The sequence below is a fragment of the Ruegeria meonggei genome, from assembly GCF_042768335.1.
Lineage (GTDB): Bacteria > Pseudomonadota > Alphaproteobacteria > Rhodobacterales > Rhodobacteraceae > Ruegeria > Ruegeria meonggei.
In genome coordinates this window covers 167,605-182,900 of the sequence record NZ_JAXHBT010000001.1, presented here as the reverse complement: position 1 = coordinate 182,900, position 15,296 = coordinate 167,605, and the positions used below count along the sequence as shown (strand labels likewise).

The following is a 15,296-nucleotide window of genomic DNA, read 5'->3' as shown; positions in this document are numbered from 1 at the left end:
AAAACGACCAAGAAGGACAGAAAACGTATGGCGACTTTATCGCCCGCTTCTGATTTTGCACCTGTGGCGACCCCAGCGGCCGCCCCTGCCCGCACGCGCGATCCGCGTCTGGATTTCTATCGCGGCATAGCGATGTTCATCATCCTGATCGCGCATATTCCGAATGACCCATGGGCAAAGTGGATTCCTGCCCGGTTCGGGTTCTCTGATGCGACCGAGATTTTCGTGTTTTGCTCGGGGATGGCCTCGGCCATTGCCTTCGGCGGGGCGTTCCTACGCAAAGGCTGGTGGATGGGCACCGCCCGCGTCGCCTATCGCATCTGGCAGGTGTACTGGGCGCACATCGCGTTGTTCTTCTTTGTCGCCATGTCCATGGCCGCGTTGGATCAGACGGGATTGTTTGAGAAAACATATATTTCGTCGCTGAACCTGCAGCATTTCTTCAACAACCCGGCGCCTCAAATCGTTGGGCTGTTCACACTGTCCTATGTGCCGAACTATTTTGACATCCTTCCGATGTATCTGGTGGTTCTGGCGATGATGCCGCTGTTCATGGGGCTGTCGCGGATCGGGTTCTGGGCGGTTGCCATGGCTTCGGTTGCGATCTGGTTGGTGGCACAGACCGGCGCGTTGGCTTTGCCGGCAGAGCCTTGGTCAGACCGCCAGTGGTTCTTTAACCCATTTGGCTGGCAGTTGCTGTTTTTCACCGGCTTTGCGTTCATGCGCGGCTGGATTCCTGCACCTCCAGTGTCGAAGGCGCTGATCTGGGCGGCAGCATTGTTCCTGATTTTCTCGATGCCTTTCGGGTCTTGGAAAGTGTTCAGCTGGATTAACGCGGCTGCCCCCGATCTGGCCGATGAAATCCGCAAGGTCTGGCCGGTCACAAAGGAATTCCGCGACAAGACCGATTTCGGCCTGTTCCGCTATCTCCACTTCCTGTCGCTGGCGTATCTGGGTTGGGTCGTCGCAGGAGAGCATGGTCACCGCCTGATCGCAACCGGTCAAGGCGCAGCCGCACGGACCTGGCAAGCCCTGTTGACCGTGATCTCGAAAGTGGGTCAGCAATCTCTGGCCGTGTTCGTTTTTTCCATGGCAGCAGCAAGACTTATCGGCGTCGGACTGGACCTGAGTGGGCGGGATGTTGCCAGTGTCTTAGTCGCTAACATGATTGGCTTTGCCATGATCATCGGCGTGGCCTATTTGGCCGCTTGGTTTAAGTCGCAACCTTGGAAATCAAAGAAATGAATTTTACACGTCGCGCATTTCTGGCTTCAACTTCAGCGCTTGCATTCGCGCCAGCCACATTTGCCACCGGAGGGGAAACCCCCTTTGACCGCAGCGATGTCATCGCGCTGGCCAAAGATCTGGCCAGCCGACCCTATGCTGAGCGCGAGATGGTACCGCAGGAATGGCAGGACCTGACGTATCAGCAATACCGCTCGATCCGGTTCCGGCTGGACCGTGCCCTGTGGTTTGAGAGCGAGACGCCCTTCAACGTCGATTTCTTTACGCCAGGCCTGTATTTCCCGCGCGCAGTCAAAGTGTCGACAGTGGAAAACGGAATGGCCAGACCGGTCGCCTTTGACCTGGCGATGTTCGACAAGTCCGAGGATGTGCCTCAACTGCCCATCGATGATACGCTGGGCTTTTCCGGCTTGCGCCTGCGCACTGAAATGCATCGCCCCGGCAAGACCGATGAATTCTGCGTCTGGCAGGGGGCCAGCTATTTCCGTGCGATCGGCCTGCACGAGGTTTATGGCCTGTCCGCCCGTGGTCTGGCCCTGAAAACCGGCGACCCGGATGGTGAGGAGTTCCCCGAATTCATCCGTTTCTGGCTGGAACGTCCCGCTCCTGGACAGCGCGACATGGTGGTTCACGCCCTGATGGACAGCCCCAGCGTGACCGGTGCCTACCGGTTCAATGTCACCGCCGGGGCCGATTGCGTCATGGATATCGAGGCCACGCTGTTCCCGCGTGAAGAGCTGACCCATGTCGGCATCGCGCCCGGAACGTCCATGTTCCTGTTTGATCAGACCAACCACAGCCGGTTTGACGATTTCCGCCCAGCCGTGCATGACAGCGACGGGCTGTTGATCCGCAATGGCGCGGGTGAAGTGTTGTGGCGGCCTCTGGCCAATCCGACCCGATTACAGATTTCTTCGTTCGTCGATACGAACCCGCGCGGTTTTGGTCTGATGCAGCGAAAGCGCGACTTTTCGGACTATGCGGATCTTGAGGCCAACTACCACAAACGCCCCGGCCTGTGGGTCGAACCCAATGGCGATTGGGGCAAAGGCACGGTCACGCTGGTGGAAATTCCCGCTGATCAGGAAATCTATGACAACATCGTTGCCTATTGGCGCCCGGCTGAACCCTATGCGGCTGGCAGCCAAGTTGATCTGTCCTACCGCCTAATCTGGGGAGAGGAGCCGCAGCGCACGCCAATGCCGCGCGTGATCAACACCGCGATGGGCGAAAACACATTTGGCGAAGGGCGTTTGGTCATCATCGATTTTGAGGCCAGCGAGCTGTTCGACGACCCCGAGGCGATGACGATCTTTGTCGACTCCCCCCATGCTGAAACGTCCGAAGGTGTACTGCAGCGTAACCCTGACACAGGCGGGCTGCGGTTGGCGTTTTCCTTCCAGCCCGGCGACCGGACCTATGTCGAGCTGCGGGCGCAGCTGCTGAAAGACAAGCAACCGGCCTCTGAGGTCTGGCTCTACCGTTGGACCACATGACGCGCGATCTGCATATCATGCCCCCTGAGGCGCCTCTGGCCATGCCTGCGCAGGATTTCAGCGCAGGCTTCCGTGACGCGCAGGTGCCGGATGCTAAGCGTCCCTCGGCCGGGTTCTGGCGGGCGCTGGCGTTCTCGCCAGCCATGGCCGCCACATTGGGTCTGCTTTGGGTTATGAGCGATTGGTTCGGGGCCGAAGGGATCAACCTGATCGAGGCGATCCTGCTGGCACTGATCTCGTTCAATTTCTTCTGGATTTCTTTCACGGTCTGCACCGTGCTCCTGGGTATGGTGTCGCTGTCGCGACAGGAGAAGCCAATCCGTGAAACCCGGCCTGAGCCGCTGCGCGTTGCGCTGTTGATGCCGGTCTACAACGAGGTGCCATGGAACGTGCTGGGCAACGCCCGTTCGATGCTGGAGGACTTGCAGACGCGGGGCAGCCAGCACCGCTATGCCATGTTCATCCTGTCCGACACCCGCGATCCTGAGATCGCCGCACAGGAACAGGCCAGTATCGAAGCGCTGCGCTCCACCCTCGCCCCTGGGTTGGAGCTGTATTACCGTCGCCGCGAACAGAATACCGACCGCAAGGTTGGCAATATCGCCGATTGGGTTAGCCGCTGGGGCGCGGATTGGGATGCGATGCTGGTGCTGGACGCCGACAGCCTGATGACCGGTCGCGCCATCCTGCGCCTGACGGATTCGCTGGCGCGCGATTCCGGCGCGGGCCTGATCCAAAGCTATCCGCAGCTGATCGGCGCGCAGTCGGTATTTGCCCGGATGCAGCAATTTGCCAACGGCGTTTACGGCATAGCCTTTGCCGAGGGACTGGCGCGCTGGTGCGGGCAGGAAGGCAACTATTGGGGCCACAACGCTATAATTCGGACCAGTGCCTTCGCCAATTGCGCAGGCCTGCCCAAGCTGCGGGCGTTTAACGGTCAGGAAAAACTGATCATGAGCCACGATTTCGTCGAGGCCGGACTGATGCGCCGCGCAGGATGGGGCGTGCGTTTTCTGCCCCGTATCCGTGGATCCTACGAAGAAACGCCGCCCACTCTGATCGATCATGCGCTGCGCGACCGCCGCTGGTGTCAGGGCAACCTGCAACACCTGAAACTGTTGGGCTCGGCCGGGTTCCGGTCTGTGTCGCGGTTCCACATGTTCCACGGTGCGGTCGGCTATCTGATGTCGCCGCTTTGGTTTGCCCTGCTGGTGATGTGGGCGCTGATTGGTCAGGGCGAGGACGCCTCGGTCCTGCACTATTTCAGCCCCGACAACCCACTGTTCCCGCAATGGCCCGAGATGTCTGAAACCCGGCATGTTCTGATCATTTTGGTGATGTATGCAATGCTGCTGGCCCCCAAGGTATTGGGTGTGCTGGCCCTTCCACTCAGCGGCGTGCGATATGCTGATTTCGGTGGCGGGTCCAAGTTCCTGACCTCGTTCCTGGCCGAGGTGATCCTTTCGATCTTGTACGCCCCGATCCTGATGGTGCAGCAGATGATCGCCGTGTTCCGAACCACTCTGGGCGTTCAAAAGGGATGGTCGCCGCAAGCGCGGAATGGCGGCAACTATAGCCTGCGCACACTGATCCAGTGTCACACATTGGAAACCGTCAGCGGCACTGCCCTAGGCGCGGGGATTCTGTCCGGTCTGGTTTCGGTCTGGCTAGCCCCAATTGCCATCAGTTTGGCACTGGCGATCCCGCTTTCCGCGCTCAGCGGTGTCTCGGCGGGTGCTGCGCGGCGCATGGTGGGCATGAAAGAAGATTTCCACGAGCCCGCCATCACACGGTCTGCCCGCCGTCATCGGAACGAGTTGAAGCGCGTGATCGAAGGCAAAGGCATCATGACCCCTGCCGAGTGATCAACCACCCGGCAGGCCTTCGTACCAATCCACCATCATGTCCGACCAGCCCTGCGGCACGTTATGCCCACCGGGGAACAGCGCAAACTCCAGCGCGCTGCCATCGGCACAGGTGGTCCATCTGCGGCGCATGAACTGGTCTGTAGTGCTGAACCCGCTTGGTTTGGTGTCGACACATTCATTGGCCTCGCGCCAGATTTCCAGGCCGGCAAAGATGTCGCCCTGATGAAAGCGTCCGCCGCCCAGTAGCCGTCCTTCCAGTGGCACAACGTTATCCGTCCAGCCATGGGTGTGAAACAGGCGCACCGGGCCGTCACAGGCCTCGGGATGTGGACGCCAGAACCCGCCCGAAACGGGAACATAGGCCGTAAACGTATCCGGGGCGACACAGGCTAGGTAGTAGACCATAAACGCACCGGCCGAGAACCCGCCGAGCACGGTCCTTTCGGGGTCAATTCCAAACCTGTTGGCGGCATCCTGAACCGCTTCTGTCAGAAAGGCGGTTTCATCCCGTTCGCCAAAGCCCGGGTAGAAATTCCAGCTTTTGGTGCCGCCCCGGTCGGGCCGCTCAAGACCTTCGGGCGCCATGACAGCATAACCACGCGCCAGCAGCGGTTCGACCATTCCCCGATTGTTCATCGTCCCGGTACCACTGCCGCCATAACCGTGCAGAAACACCACCAACGGCGGGTTTTCATCCTCTGGCAGTTCTATGTGATACCCTCCGGATGGCGTTTCACACAGGCCAACCTGATCGGCGCAATCGGCAAATCCCATCTGCCCGACCAGCGCAAAGCCAGTTGCCAGGGTCATTTCACGGATCATTCTGTTCCCTCTTCCTTGCGTTGAACCGGTAAACCGGCGCGCACCCATCCCGGCCCTGCAGCCGAGCCCAACATACCTTCGGGTACGTCGATAATGTTTGTGAACCCGGCTTCGGTCAAACGATTGCTCAATCGGGCCGAGCGCACACCGCGGGCGCAGATCAACGCCACCGGGGCGTCGAGACGTCCTTCTGTCAGTTGCGCCAGCGCCTGTTCGAAATCATCGCGGCGCATGTCCAGCGGATGCGCCGCTTCGCCTATACCTGTGGCCTGCCATTCACGTGGCGTGCGGATATCCACCAACAGGATATCGCCGGACACAGCCCGTTTATGCGCGGCGCTGACGCTGATCTGGCCGCCGGCATAGTCCTGTGGAACCAGCCGATACTCTCGGATTGCAAAACCACCCGCCACAACCGCGCAACCGCCCAACAGAACCCACCGCCGTGTTCGGTTCGTCTTTTCCGCCAACTTGATCTCTCCTGATCTGACGCGGATGTGTTTACCACAGCGCCTGCCGTAAATCCGCGCCGAATTAAGAGCGACAGATCAAGTTCGCGTCATTTTTCACACCTCAGAAAACATGTGTTTCTTGGCGCCAGAACAGAGCGAAAATCTTGCAATAGCTGGACAGTCTGAAAATTATCTTTACAAAATCAGGACTACCTTGACCGCTCAGACCGGAGTATCGCACTTGTCCCTATTCCTCATCGCGGCCCTTCCCTTTCTCGGCGCTGTTTTCCCAGCCCTGCTGATCCGGGCAGGCCGTAACGCAGCGGCCTCGGCGGCGGGGCTTACCACGTTTTTGGCGCTGATGGGGTTGTTGATCCATATCCCCTCGGTCATGCGAGGTGAGGTTGTAACCGCGCGGTTTGACTGGATACCTGCGCTGGGTCTGAACGCGAACTTCATGCTGGACGGGCTTGGGTTTCTGTTTGCCCTGTTGATCCTGGGGATCGGGCTGCTGATCATCTTGTATGCCCGGTTCTACTTGTCGCGCGAAGATCCGATGGGGCAGTTCTACACATATCTGTTGCTGTTTCAGGGCGCGATGGTCGGGATTGTCCTGTCAGACAACATTCTTCTTCTGCTTATTTTCTGGGAACTTACGTCTCTAAGCTCATTCCTTTTGATTGGCTATTGGAAACATCTGCCCGAGGGTCGTCAGGGTGCGCGAATGGCGCTGGCCGTAACTGGATCCGGTGGCCTGGCGATGATTGCGGGAATGCTGATTCTGGGCAATATCGTGGGCTCTTTTGACCTGAGCACTATCCTGCAGAACAAAGAGCTCATCCAGGCCTCGCCCTATTACTTGCCGGCGCTGATCCTGATCCTGCTGGGCTGTTTCACCAAATCGGCTCAGTTCCCGTTCCACTTCTGGCTACCCCATGCAATGGCCGCTCCGACCCCGGTTTCGGCCTATTTGCATTCGGCCACGATGGTGAAGGCCGGGTTGTTTCTTATGGCGCGGATGTGGCCAGTGCTGGCTGGGACGGATGCGTGGTTCTATATCGTGGCCACCACGGGGCTGGTCACAATGCTAATTGGTGCCTGCATCGCGCTGTTCAAAGACGACCTCAAGGCGCTGTTGGCGTTTTCAACCGTGTCGCATCTGGGTCTGGTGACGATGCTGCTGGGCTTTGGCACCAAGATCGCCGCCGTTGCCGCCATTTTCCACATCATCAACCACGCCACTTTCAAGGCCGCGTTGTTCATGACCGCCGGGATCGTGGATCACGAAGCAGGTACTCGTGACATCAAGCGGCTGGGCGGGTTACGGCACCTGATGCCGATCACCTTTACCATCGGCACGATTGCCGCGCTGTCCATGGCTGGTTTGCCCCCGCTGAACGGGTTCCTGTCCAAGGAAATGATGCTTGAGGAAACGGTTCACACTACATGGCTGCATTCACACTATCTGGTACCTGGCCTGGCGTTGCTGGCGGCGCTGTTCTCGGCGGCCTATTCTTTCCGCTTTGTCAGCCATGTTTTCTTTGGTCCGCAACGCGCAGATTATCCGACCCATCCGCATGATCCGCCAGTGGGGTTGTGGCTGGCGCCAGGGTTCCTTGTGGTGCTGGTTGTGCTGATTGGTCTTAATTCCAAGGTCATCGTTGGCCCGTTGGTTGCTGTTGTGTCCAGCGCTGTCATCGGCGGTGAAAAACTGCCTTACTATTCGCTGAAACTGTGGCACGGCTTTACACCTGCGCTTTACATGTCTGCCGTGGCCACTTTGGGTGGTCTGTTCCTGCTGTCCCAGCACCGTCGTGGAGAGCAGCTGTGGAATGCCATTCCCCGCCCCGAAGCCAAAACGATTTTTGACGCGGTGATCCGTACGCTGACAATGTTCAGCCGCTGGATCACGGACACGCTGCATAACGGCGTCATCAGCCGCTATGCGATCATCATGATCACCTTCACGGTCGGGCTTGGATATTACGCCTTTGCCACCGGCGTGATTGGCCCGGAAACGCGCGCGCCGCTGCCCGTGCAGATCATCCCGGTTATCGGTTGGATCTGCCTTGTGGGCGCGACTCTGGCGATCATGTGGTTCCATCGCAACCGTCTGCTCTCGCTGGTGCTGATCGGCGTTGTTGGCCTGATCGTGTCGATGGCGTTCAACTACCTGTCTGCACCTGATCTTGCCCTGACCCAGATCTCGGTCGAGGTGGTGACGATGATCCTGCTGCTTCTGTCGCTGAACTTCCTGCCGACGGACACACCATGGGACAGCAGCGCAGCACGACGTTGGCGGGATGCGGGGATTTCCGTCGTGGCGGGCATCGGCTCGGGCGCATTGATTTATGCACTGATGTTGCGGGACTTCGCTTTTCCGACGATTTCAGAGTTTCATCTTGCGAACTCGTACAAAGGCGGCGGCGGTACCAACGTGGTCAATGTGATTCTGGTTGATTTCCGGGGCTTTGATACTTTCGGAGAGATCATCGTCCTGGGTATTGCCGCGCTTGTGATCTTTGCCCTGACCGAGGCTGTTCTGAACTCTAACGTGCGTGGCTATCTGCTGAACCGCAAACCGCATTGGCCACAATCGGGGGATTCCCACCCGCTGATGATGGTGGTTGTAACCCGCATGATGATGCCGATTGCCCTGATGGTTGGTGCCTATATCTTTTTCCGCGGGCACAACCAACCCGGCGGTGGCTTTATCGCCGGTCTGATCGTCGCCATCGCCTACCTTATGCAATACATGGCCAGCGGATATACTTGGGCCATCGAACGACAGCGGTTCTATTATCACGGCACTATCGGCTGGGGCGTGTTGATCGCGGCCGCGACTGGTATCGGGGCCTGGTTCAACGATCGTCCGTTCCTAACCAGTGACTTTGGCTATATCCACTGGCCACCGCTGGAAGAGTTTGAATGGGCCACTGCGATCCTGTTCGACACCGGTGTATTCCTCGCGGTTCTTGGTGCGGTCATGTTGGCATTGGACAGCTTGTCACGGTTTGCCTGGCAGCCTGGTATGGCACAGGAATTCCCAATGGATATCAACCCACTGCGGGACACGCCACCGGACGAAGAACAAGAGAAGGAGCAGGTCTGATGGAAGCGCTCGTCGCCTCAGCCGTAGGCATCATGACCGCTGCCGGGATTTTCCTGATCCTGCGCCGCCGCACATTCCCTGTCATTCTGGGCCTTTCGCTGATCACCTATGCGGTCAATGTGTTCCTGTTTGCCACTGGACGGCTGGCACTGGATGCGCCCGCGGTACTGAACAAGTACGAAGAAGTGGCCTATACCGACCCGCTGCCGCAAGCGCTGGTTCTGACCGCCATCGTAATTTCCTTTGGGATGACGGCAGTGATCGTGATGATCGCGCTGTCCGCTTATCTGTCGTCAAAAGATGACCATATCGACATGTCAGCCCACGACAGTGTGGACGCGACAGGAGAAGACGCATGAACCACTGGATCGTTGCGCCGATCGTCCTGCCCGCGATCCTGGCCCCTTTCATCATCATGGTCCTGCGATACCATCTGGACCTACAGCGCATCTTCTCGGTCGCTGGTGTCATCAGTCTGCTGGGTATTGCGCTGACCATCACCGCGCAGGCCGCGGGCGGTGACATTCAGGTTTATGAGTTGGGCAACTGGCCTGCACCTTTTGGCATCGTATTGGTGCTGGATCGGTTGTCAGCGATGATGGTGCTGTTGACCGCGTTACTGGCTTTGCCCATCGTTCTTTATGCGATTGCGTCCGGCTGGGATGACCGGGGCAAGCATTTCCACGCCCTGTTTCATTTCCAGCTTATGGGGGTCTGCGGCGCTTTTCTGACCGGGGACGCATTTAACCTGTTTGTGTTCTTCGAAGTGCTGCTGATCGCCTCTTACGGTCTGATGACCCACGGGGGCGGGTCTGTGCGCCTGAAGGCAGGCGTTCAGTACGTGGCCTATAACCTGCTGGGCTCGACCCTGTTTCTGTTTGCTTTGGGCACGCTCTATGCGGTGACCGGAACGCTGAACATGGCTGACATGGCGCTGCGCGTGGCGGAACTGCCGGCCGAAGACACCGCCCTGTTGCGTGTCGGCGCGGTTCTGTTGCTGTTGGTGTTCTGCATCAAAGCTGCCGTGTTGCCTCTGCATTTCTGGCTGCCGGCCAGCTATGCCAATGCACCTTTGCCTGTGGCCGCGCTGTTTGCCATCATGACCAAGGTAGGGGCCTATTCGATCCTGCGGATGTACACACTGACCTTCGGCCCCGAGGTCGAGGCCACTCAGGGCCTTGTTGGCACATGGCTGCAACCCGCCGCGCTCGTGACCCTGGCCATCGGAGCTATCGGTATTCTGGGCACGAAGCATATCGCCCGCATGGTAGCCTTTTGCGCTATCGCCTCGATGGGGACGCTGTTGGTTGCGGTATCGCTGTTCACGGAAACAGCCACATCCGCTGCATTGTACTACATCTATCACTCAACCCTCGCGACGGCTCTGATGTTCCTGGTCGCGGATCTGGTGATGGAGCGGCGCGGCGGTGCAATAGCGCCAACAGCGCCGATGCCGCAAAGCGGGCTGATCTCGGCCCTGTTCTTCGTCGGTGCCATTGCGCTGGCTGGTATGCCACCGCTGTCGGGATTCATTGGCAAGCTGCTGGTGCTGGATGCCTCACGTGACGCGCCGGATGCAAATGCGATCTGGGCTGTGGTTCTGATCGGGTCATTTGTCACGATCGTCGGGTTGGCCCGCGCCGGGTCGCTGATCTTCTGGAAAAGCCACGACGCTTTGCACGCCGCCGAAGACATCCCTGGTGAAGATGACGAAGGTGCCGTCCTGCCTGCGCCGGAACCGCAACCCGGGTTGGCCTTTACGGCCGTGTTCGGTGCGGTTCTGGGCCTTGTGATGCTAACCTTGTTTGCAGGTCCGGCTCTGGAATATACAAGCCTGACGGCTGAGCAGTTGTTCACACCTGAGGACTATATCTCTGCCGTTTTGGGAGGCGAAGAATGAGGAGACTGCTGCACCGGATATTCCCGCACCCCCACCTAACGTTTCTGCTGACAATCGTCTGGCTGCTGATGGCAAACAAGCCGTCTTTGAATTCGTTGGTGTTTGGCCTTTTCCTGGGCATCATCATCCCGTTCATCACCCAACCCTATTGGCCCGACCGCCCCAAACTGCGCAACTGGCCGATGATTGTGGAATACATGCTGGTGGTCCTGTGGGATATCGTGATGGCCAACATCACGGTTGCCAGGATCATCCTGTTCAAACGCGATGCCGACCGACAGCCCAACTGGATCAGCATTCCTCTCGAACTGCGCACGCCCGAAGCAATCACGGTTCTGGCCGGGACCATCACCATGACCCCTGGCACTGTCAGCTGCGATCTGTCGGCGCAAGGGCACAATCTTCTTGTCCATTGCCTGGACGCACCCGATCCCGACGCAGTGCGCGATGAGATAAAAAACCGCTATGAACGCCGCCTGAAGGAGATTTTCGAATGATCGACTATGCGATCTGGTTTGCCTTCGCCTGTTTCGGTGCTGCGATCATGATGTGCCTGTGGCGGATCATCACCGCTGACGGTGTAGGTACACGCGTTCTGGCGCTGGACACCATGGTCATCAACACCATTGCGTTGATGATCCTGTATGGCCTTGCTCTGGGCACTGAAATCTTTTTCGAGGTCGCCATGATCATCGCCATGCTGGGCTTTGTTTCAACCGTGGCCTATGCGCGCTTTATGCTGCGCGGCAACATTATCGAGTGAGGGGACAGCATGACATTTCTGATTGAACTGCTGATTGCGTTCTTTCTGATCGTCTCGGGTATTTTCGGCTTTGTCGGATCTTATGGCATGATCAAACTGAAAGATCCGATGTCACGCTTGCACGCGCCCACCAAGGCGACAACACTGGGCGTGGGCGGCGTCTTGCTGGCGTCGATCTGCCATTCCGTTCTGTTAGAAGGTAAGCTGTCGCTGCACGAATTGCTAATCACCCTGTTCCTGTTTCTGACCGCGCCGATCACAGCTCTGTTCATTGCCAAATGGCACATTCATCGCCATGAAAAACCCAGCGATCTGCCAGATGCGGGCGAAGATGAGCTTTGGGCGACTCACGCGGTCGAACAGGTCGAAGACGTCCCGGACCACACAGCGAACTAGAACCCATGCATATGCCTCCGCTTCCCCTGACCCGTGATCTGGTTCTGATTGGCGGCGGCCACACGCACGCGTTGGTGCTGCGCAAATGGGGCATGAACCCCCTGCCCGGCGCACGGGTTACTGTGATCAACCCAGGCCCCACCGCGCCTTATTCGGGCATGTTGCCCGGCTTTGTCGCGGGGCACTATGACAGGGCAGAGCTGGACATCGATCTGGTTCGGCTGGCCCGGTTTGCCGGTGCGCGTGTCATTCTTGGCAAGGTGGAAGGGATCGATCCTGACCAGCATGAGATTCATGTACCGGGCCGACCGCCGGTGGGTTTCGATGTGGCCTCGATCAACGTCGGGATCACCTCGGACATGCCCGCGATGCCGGGGTTTGCGGATCATGCGGTCCCGGCCAAACCGCTGGGGACGTTCGCGTCGCGATGGGCCGAATACCTTGCCGGCAGCGGAGCTGCCTCGGTTGTGGTGATCGGCGGGGGTGTTGCGGGGGTGGAACTGGTCATGGCTATGGCCCACGCCCTGCGCACCAAGGAGCGAGCGGGTCAGGTGACACTGATCGACAACACTCAGGCCCTGACAGCAACCAGCGAAAAAGCAGGCGCAACCATCCGTCAGGCCATGGCCGACTTGGGTGTCGAACTGATCGAACAGGCCCAGATCGCGCACATTGCTGCGGATCATGTCGCCCTGCAGGACGGCCGCGACATCCCAGCCGCTTTTGTCACCGGAGCCGCAGGGGCTCGCCCCTATGAATGGATGGCGCGGTCGGGATTGGACCTGCACGACGGGTACATCCGGGTGAACGGGTTTCTGCAGTCCAGTGACCCGGCAATCTTTGCGGCTGGCGATTGCGCCCATTTGTCCGACAATCCACGCCCAAAGGCCGGGGTGTACGCAGTGCGCGAAGCCCCTGTTCTGTTCGACAACCTTCGTGCCGCGCTGGGGGCTGGAAAGATGCGGCGCTATGTGCCGCAGAAGGATTACCTAAAGCTGATCTCACTGGGCGGCAAATCTGCGTTGGCTGAACGGCTGGGCACCTCGTTCAGCGGGCGGATGATGTGGGCTTGGAAAAACCATATCGACCAGAGCTTTATGAACAAGTTCCGCGACCTGCCGCAGATGGGGCGCCTGGCTTTGCCTCGCAACCATGCCGCAGGCCTGCACGAGGCGTTGGGCGACAAGCCCATGTGCGGCGGCTGTGGGGCCAAGGTCGGGCGCGGTGCGCTGCGATCTGTACTGCAAGGCCTGCCCGCACCGGATCGCACCGACATTACCCCCCTACCCGGAGACGACGCCGCCCTGCTGATGACCGGCGGTGCGCGGCAGGTGATGACCTCGGACCATTTGCGCGGCTTCACAGATGATCCCGCCCTGATGACGCGTATTGCGGCGGTTCATGCACTTGGGGATATCTGGGCGATGGGTGCCAAGCCGCAGGCGGCAACCGCAACAATTATTCTGCCGCGTATGTCACCGTCTCTACAACACCGCACCATGGCCGAGGTTATGGCCACCGCAAGTGACGTTATCCGCATGGCCGGGGCTGAAATCGTCGGCGGTCACAGCTCGATGGGGGATGAGATGACCATCGGTTTCACCTTGACCGGCCTATGCGAGAACGACCCGATTGCCCTGTCTGGTGGCCGGGCCGGTGATGCTTTGATCCTGACCAAACCGCTGGGCAGCGGCGTGCTGATGGCGGCAGAAATGGCGGGGTTGGCCAACGGAGCCTGGGTGGCCGAGGCTTTCCGCCAGATGGTACACCCTCAGAGCGTGGCCTCGGGCATTTTGGCTGGGGCCCATGCGATGACCGACGTGACCGGCTTTGGTCTGGCAGGACATCTTTTGGGCATATGCGAGGCTTCCGATTGCGGGGCCGAGCTGGATCTGGATGCCATTCCGCTGATGCAAGGCGCGTTAGAGCTGAGTGCGAAAGGCACCCGGTCAACAATATTCAACGACAACCGCACCATCGCCCCTGACCTGCCATCGGGTGACAAGGTTGATCTGCTGTTCGACCCTCAAACCGCCGGAGGGTTATTGGCAGCCGTGGCCAGAGATACAGCTCAGCGGCTATGCGAAGACCTGCGGCACGCGGGATATCCGGCGGTGGTGATTGGTCGCCTGACGGATGTGCCGGGGCTGCGCCTTCAAAGCTGATCCAAAACCCGTTCGATACGTGCAGCGGTAGAGTTTAGCCCCGCCTCATCCAATGCACAGGCATCAATCCGGGCAAGGACCTTTGACGTCCGCACGCGGCTGGACTTGGCATAGGCCGGGTCATAGTGCTGCTCCATCAAGGCCCGCGTCAGCGCATGTTTGTCACCGGCGTCGATCAGTTCAAGCCAGCCATCAACCACCTCATGTCCCCGATGAGACCGCAGCGGCGACAGGCAGTTTTGCAAACGGTCTGCGTCTGACAGGATGTCGTTGTAGGTGGTCACCAGATAGGCTGCTCGCGCGTCGGCCGAAGCATTGATCTGAATACGCGGCGCGCTGCGCAATGCCGCCCACACGGATGGCGGCAAAATCAACCCGCCGATTTTCGAGGACTCTGCCTCGACCACCACGGGGCGCGCCGTGTCACACCTGCACAGAGCTACGGCCAGCGCGGATTCAAATGCTTTTTGACTGGGTTGCCCGCCGGGCATCTCGCCCAGCAACGACCCACGGTGATTGGCCAGCCCTTCAAGGTCAAGAACCTGCACGCCGCGTGTTTTCAGGTGGGCCAAAAGCTCTGTCTTGGCAGTCCCAGTATAGCCATCCAGCGCGACCAACCGGTGACGCAAAGGGTCTTGGTAAAGATGTTGGCTGACCAGGCGGCGATAAGTGCGATAGCCGCCCTCTACCACCTCAGCCCGCCAACCGATCTGCTGCAGCATCCATGTGAAAGACCCCGATCGCTGACCGCCGCGCCAGCAATAGACCATTGGCTTCCAGCCGCCCTCGTGATGCGACAGGCTGTGTTCGATGTGATTGGCCGCGTTGCGAAACACCAGCGCCGCACCCAATTTTCGCGCCAGAAACGGGCTTTGCTGAACATAGATTGTTCCCACGCGAGCGCGCTCTTGGTCGTCGAGCACCGGCAGGTTGATGGCACCGGGCAGATGATCTTCGGCATATTCCGCCGGGCTGCGCACGTCGATTACCGTGTCGTAATCATGCACATAAAGGCTGGGCAGGTCAGTGAATTTCAAAACCATGGCAATGGTCTATCCCGCGCAGTTGGGAATGAAA

Annotated in this window: 13 protein-coding genes; 10 read left to right on the top strand and 3 right to left on the bottom strand. The window is 59.1% G+C overall.

The features are described 5' to 3' along the window. Window positions 1-27 precede the first annotated feature (27 nt). Genes SJY13_RS00900 through mdoH form a run of 3 tightly spaced genes read left to right on the top strand, consistent with a single transcriptional unit; the run spans window position 28 to window position 4,606 of the window. The gene (locus SJY13_RS00900) at window positions 28-1,245 is read left to right on the top strand and encodes an OpgC family protein (protein ID WP_377186529.1); all 1,218 of its coding nucleotides are present in this window, start codon (window positions 28-30) and stop codon (window positions 1,243-1,245) included. Next, entirely contained in the window at window positions 1,242-2,741 is a 1,500-nt protein-coding gene (locus SJY13_RS00895; RefSeq protein ID WP_377186526.1) for a glucan biosynthesis protein, read from the top strand. The genes SJY13_RS00900 and SJY13_RS00895 overlap by 4 nt, the downstream gene beginning before the upstream one ends. Beyond that, entirely contained in the window at window positions 2,738-4,606 is a 1,869-nt protein-coding gene (mdoH, locus tag SJY13_RS00890) for a glucans biosynthesis glucosyltransferase MdoH (protein ID WP_377186523.1), read from the top strand. Before SJY13_RS00895 ends, mdoH begins: the two co-directional genes overlap by 4 nt. Here mdoH and SJY13_RS00885 read toward each other — a convergent pair whose 3' ends face one another. Beyond that, a complete protein-coding gene (locus SJY13_RS00885) occupies window positions 4,607-5,431 on the bottom strand; it encodes an alpha/beta hydrolase family esterase (RefSeq protein WP_377186520.1) in 825 nt (274 codons plus the stop codon). Then, window positions 5,428-5,901 carry a rhodanese-like domain-containing protein gene (locus SJY13_RS00880; RefSeq protein ID WP_377186517.1) on the bottom strand — a complete coding sequence of 158 codons (474 nt, stop codon included), beginning with the start codon at window positions 5,899-5,901 and terminating at the stop codon, window positions 5,428-5,430. The genes SJY13_RS00885 and SJY13_RS00880 overlap by 4 nt, the downstream gene beginning before the upstream one ends. 223 nt (window positions 5,902-6,124) lie before the next feature. On the opposite strand from SJY13_RS00880, the gene SJY13_RS00875 reads away from it, so the two are divergent. Genes SJY13_RS00875 through selD form a run of 7 tightly spaced genes read left to right on the top strand, consistent with a single transcriptional unit; the run spans window position 6,125 to window position 14,219 of the window. Continuing rightward, window positions 6,125-8,995, top strand: a complete 2,871-nt coding sequence (locus SJY13_RS00875) for a monovalent cation/H+ antiporter subunit A (protein WP_377186514.1) — start codon at window positions 6,125-6,127, stop codon at window positions 8,993-8,995. Next, window positions 8,995-9,354: a Na+/H+ antiporter subunit C gene (locus SJY13_RS00870; protein ID WP_085821020.1), complete on the top strand. Its 360-nt coding sequence runs from the start codon at window positions 8,995-8,997 to the stop codon at window positions 9,352-9,354. Before SJY13_RS00875 ends, SJY13_RS00870 begins: the two co-directional genes overlap by 1 nt. Further along, a complete protein-coding gene (locus tag SJY13_RS00865) occupies window positions 9,351-10,895 on the top strand; it encodes a monovalent cation/H+ antiporter subunit D (protein WP_377186511.1) in 1,545 nt (514 codons plus the stop codon). The genes SJY13_RS00870 and SJY13_RS00865 overlap by 4 nt, the downstream gene beginning before the upstream one ends. Then, window positions 10,892-11,392, top strand: coding sequence for a Na+/H+ antiporter subunit E (locus tag SJY13_RS00860; RefSeq protein ID WP_085821022.1), 501 nt, complete (start codon window positions 10,892-10,894; stop codon window positions 11,390-11,392). The genes SJY13_RS00865 and SJY13_RS00860 overlap by 4 nt, the downstream gene beginning before the upstream one ends. Further along, window positions 11,389-11,658, top strand: a complete 270-nt coding sequence (locus SJY13_RS00855; RefSeq protein WP_085821023.1) for a K+/H+ antiporter subunit F — start codon at window positions 11,389-11,391, stop codon at window positions 11,656-11,658. Before SJY13_RS00860 ends, SJY13_RS00855 begins: the two co-directional genes overlap by 4 nt. A gap of 9 nt (window positions 11,659-11,667) precedes the next feature. Next, the gene (locus SJY13_RS00850; protein WP_377186506.1) at window positions 11,668-12,054 is read left to right on the top strand and encodes a Na+/H+ antiporter subunit G; all 387 of its coding nucleotides are present in this window, start codon (window positions 11,668-11,670) and stop codon (window positions 12,052-12,054) included. 5 nt (window positions 12,055-12,059) lie between these two features. Continuing rightward, entirely contained in the window at window positions 12,060-14,219 is a 2,160-nt protein-coding gene (gene selD, locus SJY13_RS00845; RefSeq protein ID WP_377186503.1) for a selenide, water dikinase SelD, read from the top strand. Here the strand turns inward: selD and mnmH are convergent. Next, window positions 14,210-15,262 carry a tRNA 2-selenouridine(34) synthase MnmH gene (mnmH, locus tag SJY13_RS00840; RefSeq protein WP_377186500.1) on the bottom strand — a complete coding sequence of 351 codons (1,053 nt, stop codon included), beginning with the start codon at window positions 15,260-15,262 and terminating at the stop codon, window positions 14,210-14,212. The genes selD and mnmH overlap by 10 nt on opposite strands. Window positions 15,263-15,296: the final 34 nt, after the last annotated feature.

Excerpts from the sequence above, each read along its gene's own strand:
- SJY13_RS00850 (WP_377186506.1), top strand. The coding sequence starts at position 11,668 with ATGACATTTCTGATTGAACTGCTGATTGCGTTCTTTCTGATCGTCTCG.
- SJY13_RS00870 (WP_085821020.1), top strand. The coding sequence starts at position 8,995 with ATGGAAGCGCTCGTCGCCTCAGCCGTAGGCATCATGACCGCTGCCGGG.
- SJY13_RS00865 (WP_377186511.1), top strand. The coding sequence starts at position 9,351 with ATGAACCACTGGATCGTTGCGCCGATCGTCCTGCCCGCGATCCTGGCC.
- SJY13_RS00900 (WP_377186529.1), top strand. The coding sequence starts at position 28 with ATGGCGACTTTATCGCCCGCTTCTGATTTTGCACCTGTGGCGACCCCA.
- SJY13_RS00895 (WP_377186526.1), top strand. The coding sequence starts at position 1,242 with ATGAATTTTACACGTCGCGCATTTCTGGCTTCAACTTCAGCGCTTGCA.
- SJY13_RS00885 (WP_377186520.1), bottom strand. The coding sequence starts at position 5,431 with ATGATCCGTGAAATGACCCTGGCAACTGGCTTTGCGCTGGTCGGGCAG.
- mdoH (WP_377186523.1), top strand. The coding sequence starts at position 2,738 with ATGACGCGCGATCTGCATATCATGCCCCCTGAGGCGCCTCTGGCCATG.
- SJY13_RS00855 (WP_085821023.1), top strand. The coding sequence starts at position 11,389 with ATGATCGACTATGCGATCTGGTTTGCCTTCGCCTGTTTCGGTGCTGCG.
- mnmH (WP_377186500.1), bottom strand. The coding sequence starts at position 15,262 with ATGGTTTTGAAATTCACTGACCTGCCCAGCCTTTATGTGCATGATTAC.
- SJY13_RS00860 (WP_085821022.1), top strand. The coding sequence starts at position 10,892 with ATGAGGAGACTGCTGCACCGGATATTCCCGCACCCCCACCTAACGTTT.
- selD (WP_377186503.1), top strand. The coding sequence starts at position 12,060 with ATGCATATGCCTCCGCTTCCCCTGACCCGTGATCTGGTTCTGATTGGC.